Origin of the sequence: Clostridium sp. Cult3, assembly GCF_021655115.1 — a bacterium.
GTDB lineage: Bacteria > Bacillota > Clostridia > Tissierellales > Tepidimicrobiaceae > PPXY01.
Genome location: NZ_PPXY01000063.1, coordinates 20,005 through 28,421, shown reverse-complemented (window position 1 = coordinate 28,421; position 8,417 = coordinate 20,005). Strand labels below are relative to the sequence as shown.

Below are 8,417 nucleotides of genomic sequence, written 5' to 3'. Positions count from 1 at the left end.
TAGCTGAGTACAATAAACTTAAGAATCCACATCTAATATTCCCAGGTCAAAAGATATTAGTACCTGCTAATTAAATTGGAATATGAGCCCTTGCTTTGGAATATCCCAAAGCAAGGGATTTTTTATGTTGCATTTTAGGTATTATATTATAAAATCTTACATAAGAGCTTTTTTAGAAGGATAATCAAATACTTTGCAAGGGAGAGATGAAATGTTAAAGACCATAGAGTACAGAGATGGAAAACTATACATTATCGACCAAACAAAACTACCAACCATAAATGAAATAATTGCAGTAGAAACGGTAGAAGAATGCTTCGATGCAATAAAGAAATTAAAAGTTAGGGGAGCCCCAGCAATTGGAATTGCCGCTGCCTATGGTGTAGTTTTAGGGATAAAGGATTTAGAAGAAGAGGATTTTGATAAATTTTACCATGAACTTAAAAAGGTATCGGAGTATCTTGGTTCATCAAGGCCAACGGCAGTAAACCTATTTTGGGCCTTGGATAGGATGGAGAAAAAGGCTTTAGAAAACAGGGAAAAGCCAGTAGCAGAAATAAAGAAGATATTAGTAGATGAAGCAATAAGTATACAAAGGGAAGATGAAGAGATATGTAGGAGGATTGGAGAAAATGGAATAGAGGTTTTAAAAGATGGGGCTACAGTTTTAACTCATTGTAATGCTGGAGTTTTAGCTACATCTAAATATGGGACTGCTTTAGCACCTATTTATTTTGCTCAGGAAAAAGGGTGGAATATAAAAGTGTTTGCCGACGAGACGAGACCACTTCTACAAGGGTCTAGATTGACTGCCTTTGAATTAAATGAAGCCGGTGTAGATGTAACCCTGATTACGGACAATATGGCAGCTATGGTTATGTCAAAGGGATGGATTGATGTAGTAATAGTTGGTTGTGACCGAGTTGCTGCAAATGGAGATGTAGCTAATAAGATTGGCACCTATGGCGTAGCACTATTTGCAAAGGCTCACAATATTCCATTTTATATAGCTGGACCAACTACTACTATCGATTTAGATACTCCAACGGGAGAAGATATAGTCATAGAAGAAAGGGATAGGGAAGAGATAATATGCGGTTTTGGCAAACAAACAGCACCTTCAGATATAAAAGTATATAATCCTGCCTTCGACGTAACACCTAATGAACTAATTGATGGAATAATTACAGAAAAGGGAATAGTAAGAGCACCATATGATGTAAATTTGAAAAAACTATTTGTAACATTATAGTATTAAAATGAGGTGATATATATGAAATGGGGAATAATAGCTACTTGGGAGATGGCTCTGGAAGGTATTGCTAAAGGGTCTAATGGGCTAAATAAGGGGGCGTCTTCAGCTGATGCGGTGGAAGAGGCCATAAAGATGGTGGAAGATAATCCAAAGTATAGATCTGTAGGGTATGGAGGCTTGCCTAATGAAGACTGTGAAGTTGAAATGGATGCTGCCTTTATGGATGGAGATACACTATCCATAGGAGCTGTAGCTGGTATTAGAAATTTTAAAAATCCCATATCCATAGCAAGAAAACTAAGTTTTGAAAGATTTAATTGTTTTTTGGTTGGATTTGGAGCTGAAAAGTATGCCCTAGCTAATGGATTTGAAGAGAAAAACATGCTTACTGAAGAATCTATAGGTATATATGATGAAAAAAAGAAGAAGATAATTGAAGAAGGCCTTAGCCCCTATGAAGGCCATGATACTGTAGGAATGGTATCCTTAGATGTGGATGGAGAAATGTGTGCAGGAACTTCCACATCGGGTCTTTTTATGAAGAAGAAAGGTAGGGTAGGGGATTCCCCTATACCAGGATCAGGATTTTATGTAGATGATAATATAGGTGGTGCTGTAGCCACGGGTCTTGGTGAAGATATAATGAAGGGATGTATATCCTATGAAATAGTAAGGCTCATGGGCGAAGGACATAATCCCCAAGAGGCAGCAGAGAAAGCAGTGGAAAAATTTAATGACAAATTAATAAAAAGACGGGGCAAAGCTGGAGATATTTCTGTAGTATGTATGAATAATAAAGGACAATGGGGTGCAGCTACTAATATAGAAGAATTCAGCTTTGTAGTAGCTACTAATGATTTAAAGCCAACGGTCTACTTGGCTAGGAATAATAATGGAAGAACGGAGATAGAACTGATAAGGTAGAGTATATTACAAACATATTACAAATAACTTTCTTTTTTGGTGCCTGGCACCAAAAAAGAAAGTTATTTTATTAGAGTAGGTGCTTCTCTATATTTCTGGTACATTTTTTTAGTATTTTTACATAATAATCTAAATTTTTTTCATTTAGCCTAGCAGCGGGTAAGGAGATGCTTACACTTGCTACAGCTTTATTATCTAAATTTAATACTGGAACAGCAATGCATACAAGGCCCTTAATATACTCTTCATCATCAAAGGCATAGCCTTGTTTTTTTATTTTTTCTAATTCCTTTATAAATTCTTCATAGGAGTGGATAGTGTTTTCAGTGTATTTGACAAATTCTATTGATTCTAAATTTATATCTTCGTTAAAGGCTGCTAAGGTTTTTCCTAAGGCGCTGCTATAGATGGGGACATCTATTCCTATATCTAGTTCTATTCTCAGTGGCTCTTTAGAAACGATCTTATCTAAATAAAGAACGGATTGTCCATCTAGTATTCCTAAATTTATGGTTTCGTTGGTTTTGCTAAATAATTCTTCTAAATGGGGTCTTGCAATCTTTTTAATAGGCATTTTGTTGGCTACTTTATTGCCTAATTCAAACAGCCTAATAGTTGCAAAATAATCTCCGCTTTCTGGGTCTTGCTCTACATAGTTTAAATACTTTAGAGTATTTAACATTCTATGGGTAGTACTCTTGCCTAATTTAGTTATTTCACTTAATTCACTTACTCCTAATTTTTCGTATTCTACTAAGATTTCTAGAAGATTGAAAGCTTTGATCACGGATTTGATAATATTTCTATCTAATATTTTTTCATCCAAAAACATTACCTCCAAAAAAGCAATTTTTATTATTAATTACAAGTATATCAAAATCAAAGTTATATTAGCAATATATTATGAATATTTAAAAATAAAGCAGTGCTAGGCATTGCCAATATTCAAAATATTTGCTATAATGATTCTAAGTATACCACACTGCAATATGACATTCCACAATGAGGAACAAAGTATACAAGGGGGCATTATGATGGTAAAGTATCAAAAGGTGTTAGATAGTCTTAAAGCAGAGGAAATGATAACGTTTACCCAAGAGCTGATTAGAATAGAGAGCGTATATGATCCAGATGTAGAAGGGGCTAATGAAGAGGAAGTTGCTAAATACATATATGAGTTTTTATGTAAAGAAGGTTTCGAAGTATATATAGAAGAAGTAGCTCCTGGTAGACCTAATGTAATTGCTTTCCTAAGGGGAGAGGAAGGAGGAAAAACATTATTATTTGAAGGACATACAGATGTGGTTTCGCCTGGTGATATAGATAAATGGTCCTATGATCCCTTTAGTGGAAAAATCATAGAAGTAGATGGGAAGAAGAGAATATATGGAAGAGGAGCTTGTGATACCAAACAAAATCTAGCAGCTGCCATATATGCAGTCAAGGCAATAAAGGATTCAGGGGAAAAATTTAAAGGAAATATTATGCTATGTATCCCTGTTGATGAAGAGGGGTTGATGATAGGGATAAAGGATTTTATAAGAAGAGGTTGGGCAGATGATGTAGATGCTGCTATTATATGTGAACCGGAAGAGAAGAATCTATGTATATATCAGAAAGGTGCTATTCGCATAGGGATTGCTTTCAAAGGGAAAATGGCTCATGGATGTATGCCCCTAACAGGGAATAACCCAAATTGGGCTGTTGGAAAGGTAATCAATGAGTTGAGAAGACTAGAAAACTTTGAAAAGGATAGATTAGGAGAACATGAATACCTGGGATGGCCAAGTATTACACCTACTATGATACAGGCTCCAATAAAAGGGGTAGCTCAAATTAATGTAATTCCAGATGATGCGTACATGACATTAGATATTAGAACTGTACCTGGGCAAGACCATGAGGCTATCAAGAGACAGATACAAGGGATATTAGATAGATTTATGGAACGGTATAGGTATGGTGACGAAAAGTTTGATGCTTATATGGAAGTTTTAGACGATAGACCATATACGACTACTTCTAAAGACGAGCCTGTTGTTAAGGCAGTAGCTAAAGCTTATAAGGATATAATGGAGGAAGAACCTATATATAATGGGGTTCCTGGAGCCACAGATGGCACTTTTTTAGCAGTAGAAAAAGGTATACCCGTAATCGTGACAGGGGCAGGAGATAGAGAAGTTCCTCACCAGGTAGATGAATGGTGTGAAATATATGATATTATAGAGACAGCAAAAATATATATACTATCAGCTTTATATTATTTAAACGAATAAATTGAACAATGAAAGGATTTGACAGAATGAAAAAGACAGAATTACCTTTAGCACAACTATTTTTAATGGGTGGGGCACTATTTTCAATGCACTTTGGAGCAGCTAGTATGATTTGGCCTATGACCTGGGGACAGGAAAGTGGGAGCTCAGTACTAATAGCTTTTTTAGGAGTATATCTAACTGGGATCTTCTTTCCATTGTTAGGCTACATTGCATTGTCTCGGGGAAAGGGTACATTTTACTCCATATCATCTAGGGTTTCCAATAGATTTGTCAATATATTTTGTAGCATAACCATTATAGTGCTAGGGCCTTTGTTTCTCATTCCAAGGATGAGTGCAGCAGCTTGGGAGGCTTTTTTACAAATAACTAATTTTGAGCCGTCTAGTATATTACCAGCATTAGTTTTTTCTATTATATATTACATAATAGTGTATTGGTTTGTATCTAATAAGGAGAAAACTGTAGATAAACTAAGCAAGATACTACTACCTATATTATTAATAACTGTAATAGGAATATTTGCCAAGGGATTTATTTCACCCCTTGCTTCCTGGAGACCAAAGGTATATGAAGAGCAGCCTTTTGTATACGGCTTTTTACAAGGATATGCAACTATGGAATTGCCCTGTGCTCTAATCTTTGGGGTGATCATCATAAATAATTTAAAAATGAAGGGAATAAAGGAGGAAAATGTCAATAGATATTTACTATTGATAGGCCTTATTGGTACTGGGATGCTAACCTTAACCCATCTAGGCCATATGTTAATAGGCTCTTTAACAGGGGATCTATTCAACAACATAAAGTATTCTGCTCTATATGCTCAGGTGGTGATGGAGCTTTGGGGGCCTTTAGGTGGCACTGTATTTAGTATAGGATTGTTGTTTGCAGCATTATCTGCGGCTACAGGTATAAGCGCAGCCACTGCTGAATTCATTGTAGAGATAACTAAGGATAAAATCCATTATAAAAAGGCGGTAATATTGACTTTGATAGTATCTGCTATAGTCAGTTCTACAGGATTAGGAACCATAATAAAAATTACAGAACCACTATTAAAGGCTGTATATCCACCAGCAATAGTTATAACTCTATACTATAGTTTGATACCAGATCTAATCAATAAGAAGAGAGGATTGTTTTCTATGAGATATAGTTCTATAGGAGCTTTTATTTGGGGAAGCTTTGAATGTCTATTAAGTTACATGAGTATGTTTGGGAAAACTCCTATTATTTTGAATAAGGTATACAATATATTTCCTCTGTCTCAATATGGATTAGGTTGGGTAACCATAGTTCTAATCACATCTATTGGTGGATTTATTATGTATAATAAGTTTCAAAAAATTCCAGCAAGGAGGTGATATATTGCAAATAGCTATTATTGGCGCAGGTGCTATGGGAAGTTTATATGGCGGTTATCTGTCCAAAATAAACAATGAGGTCTATTTAGTGGATATTTGGAAAGAACATGTGGATAAGATAAATGATAAAGGGCTTATAATATTTGAAGGGGAAGAAGAAATACTAACAAAACCTAAAGCATACACTAGTTCTAAAGGACTAAACAAAGTAGATTTAGCAATTATTTTTGTAAAATCAATACATACGGAAGCTGCCATAAAAGACAATCTATCCATAATCGGAGAAAATACTAAGGTTTTAACTCTTCAAAATGGATATGGAAATTTCTATGATATAGAAAAGCATATATCTAAAGACAATATAATAGTTGGGACTACTTCCCATGGTGCAACATTGCTAGGACCTGGTATTATCAAACATGCAGGTAAAGGTCAGACCTATATAGGTAGTATTACGGAAGGCGGAGATGATGAAGTTTTACTGGAAATTAAAAGGATTCTAGAGAAAGCTGGTTTTGAAACTACGGTATCTGATAATGTATTGGAACTAATATGGTCAAAACTATTTGTAAATGTAGGGATTAACGCTTTAACTGGAATATTGGAGATCGGAAATGGGGAGTTGTTAGACCATGAAGAAACAAGAGAAATACTGACTCTAGCAGTATCTGAAGCTGTTCAGGTAGCCAATGGATTGGGAATGGATTTTGACGAGGGAAAAATAATCGAAAATGTAATTCTAGTAGCAAAAAACACTGCTGAAAATAAATCCTCTATGCTACAGGACATAATTAACAAAAGAAAAACTGAAATAGGCAAGATAAATGGAGCTGTAGTTAAGGAAGGCATAAAACTAGGCATAAGGACACCGGTAAATAAGGTTTTGACAAATATGATCAAGGTTAAGGAAAGAATATAAATAAAAGAGGGAGGTAAAGAGATGAAACAGGTTTCTGATGATATGAGGTATGCTAAGAGTTTTAAAGAGCAATTAACACTGAGAAGCATGATAATTGGTGCTATCGGAGCTATTATTATAACTACTAGCTCTATGTATGTAGCTTTGAGGATGGGGGCATTGCCTTGGCCAACTATTTTTGTTGCCGTAATGTCAATGACTATATTAAAGGCAATGAAGGACACTAATTTAAATGAGATAAATGTGACTCATACAGCTATGTCAGCAGGGGGTATGGTGGCAGGAGGATTAGCATTTACTATACCAGGAATTTGGATGCTGGATAAGGGTGCCGAAGTTAGTTTCATTTCACTGTTAGTTGTTACCCTTTCTGGAACTATATTAGGAGTAATTTTTACAGCACTGATAAGAAAATATTTTATAGAAGGAGAGAAATTGCCATTCCCTATGGGAATTGCTGCATCGGAAACTGTCCTTGCAGGTGATGAAGGGGGAGATAAAGCTAAAACATTATTTTCAACTCTAGGGATAACTGCAGTATTTACAGCGATTAGAGATGGGTTTGGTAAGATACCAGGAGCTTGGCTTTCAACAAAATTAGCAGCAAAAAATATATTCTTTGGATTATGGGTGTCTCCTATGGCTGTAGGGATAGGATATTTAATTGGACCATTATTTACAGGAGTATGGTTTTTGGGGGCTGTAATTTCTTATTTTTTCATAATACCAGTGGGAGTAAGTGCAGGATGGTTTGCTGATGTTGAAGTAGCCACCGCATTTAAGGATAGCTTGGGGATTGGACTTATGGTTGGTACTGGCATAGGTATTTTAGTAAAGGGGATTTTACCTAAAGCAAAAGAAATATATGGACCAATGGTAAGTGGAAAAGCAGCAAGGGAAGGCGGAGTTAATATGAAATGGGTGCCTATGCTGTTTGTAGTGGTAGCTTTTTTGCTAACCGTATTTACAAACATGGGATTTGTTGCATCGGTTTTGACTATAGTGGGGGTATGGTTAACAACTGCTATGGCAGCTTCTATAACAGGTCAAACAGGTATTAACCCAATGGAGATATTTGGAATCATAGTTTTGTTGGTAGTTAAAGGGGTTACTAAGATAGGTGGAGTAGAAGCATTTTTAGTAGCGGGAGTTGTAGCTGTAGCTAGTGGATTAGCTGGAGATGTGTTGAACGATTTTAAAGCTGGCTATATTTTAAAAACAGATCCTAAGGCACAACTAATAGCGGAAACGATAGGGGGTATTATAGGTTCTGTTGTATCTGTTATAGTGATGTTCGTAATGTTTAAAGCCTATGGTGAAATGGGACCAGGAACTGAATTACCAGCACCTCAAGCATATGCAGTATCAACCATGGTAGGTGGTTTGCCGAATTCAGGAGCATTTATTGGAGGACTTGTAATTGGATTAGTGCTATATCTACTCAATATACCGGGAATGACATTAGGAATAGGAATATATCTACCAATGTTTATATCAACTACTGCATTTATAGGTGGATTGATCCACTTAATAGTTAAAAAGATAAAACCTGAGGCACTGGAGAAAGGTACCATAATTTCATCAGGATTACTAGGTGGAGAGGGAGTTACTGGAGTAATAATAGCTATAATTCAGGTGTTAACAATGGCATAAAGGGGGAATTGGAAGTGATGAAC

The 8,417-nt window shown here is 35.8% G+C and carries 7 protein-coding genes; 6 read left to right on the top strand and 1 reads right to left on the bottom strand.

The features are described 5' to 3' along the window. Positions 1-211: 211 nt before the first annotated feature. Positions 212-1,252: an S-methyl-5-thioribose-1-phosphate isomerase gene (gene mtnA / locus C3E88_RS11660; RefSeq protein WP_236910357.1), complete on the top strand. Its 1,041-nt coding sequence runs from the start codon at positions 212-214 to the stop codon at positions 1,250-1,252. Between the two features lie 21 nt (positions 1,253-1,273). After that, the gene (locus tag C3E88_RS11655; protein WP_236910356.1) at positions 1,274-2,179 is read left to right on the top strand and encodes a N(4)-(beta-N-acetylglucosaminyl)-L-asparaginase; all 906 of its coding nucleotides are present in this window, start codon (positions 1,274-1,276) and stop codon (positions 2,177-2,179) included. A gap of 70 nt (positions 2,180-2,249) precedes the next feature. Here C3E88_RS11655 and C3E88_RS11650 read toward each other — a convergent pair whose 3' ends face one another. After that, positions 2,250-3,005 carry an IclR family transcriptional regulator gene (locus tag C3E88_RS11650; protein WP_236910355.1) on the bottom strand — a complete coding sequence of 252 codons (756 nt, stop codon included), beginning with the start codon at positions 3,003-3,005 and terminating at the stop codon, positions 2,250-2,252. Positions 3,006-3,213: 208 nt separating this feature from the next. On the opposite strand from C3E88_RS11650, the gene C3E88_RS11645 reads away from it, so the two are divergent. The 4 genes from C3E88_RS11645 to C3E88_RS11630 are packed head-to-tail and all read left to right on the top strand — an operon-like array spanning position 3,214 to position 8,394. Continuing rightward, the gene (locus C3E88_RS11645; RefSeq protein WP_236910354.1) at positions 3,214-4,455 is read left to right on the top strand and encodes a M20 family metallopeptidase; all 1,242 of its coding nucleotides are present in this window, start codon (positions 3,214-3,216) and stop codon (positions 4,453-4,455) included. A 26-nt stretch (positions 4,456-4,481) separates the two neighbouring features. Next, the gene (locus tag C3E88_RS11640) at positions 4,482-5,822 is read left to right on the top strand and encodes a branched-chain amino acid transport system II carrier protein (RefSeq protein WP_236910353.1); all 1,341 of its coding nucleotides are present in this window, start codon (positions 4,482-4,484) and stop codon (positions 5,820-5,822) included. 4 nt (positions 5,823-5,826) lie between these two features. Further along, complete coding sequence (locus C3E88_RS11635) at positions 5,827-6,741, top strand: ketopantoate reductase family protein (RefSeq protein ID WP_236910352.1); 915 nt, start codon at positions 5,827-5,829, stop codon at positions 6,739-6,741. A gap of 21 nt (positions 6,742-6,762) precedes the next feature. Beyond that, on the top strand, positions 6,763-8,394 hold the full coding sequence (locus C3E88_RS11630; RefSeq protein ID WP_236910351.1) for an OPT/YSL family transporter: 1,632 nt from the start codon (positions 6,763-6,765) through the stop codon (positions 8,392-8,394). The last annotated feature ends 23 nt before the right edge of the window (positions 8,395-8,417 follow it).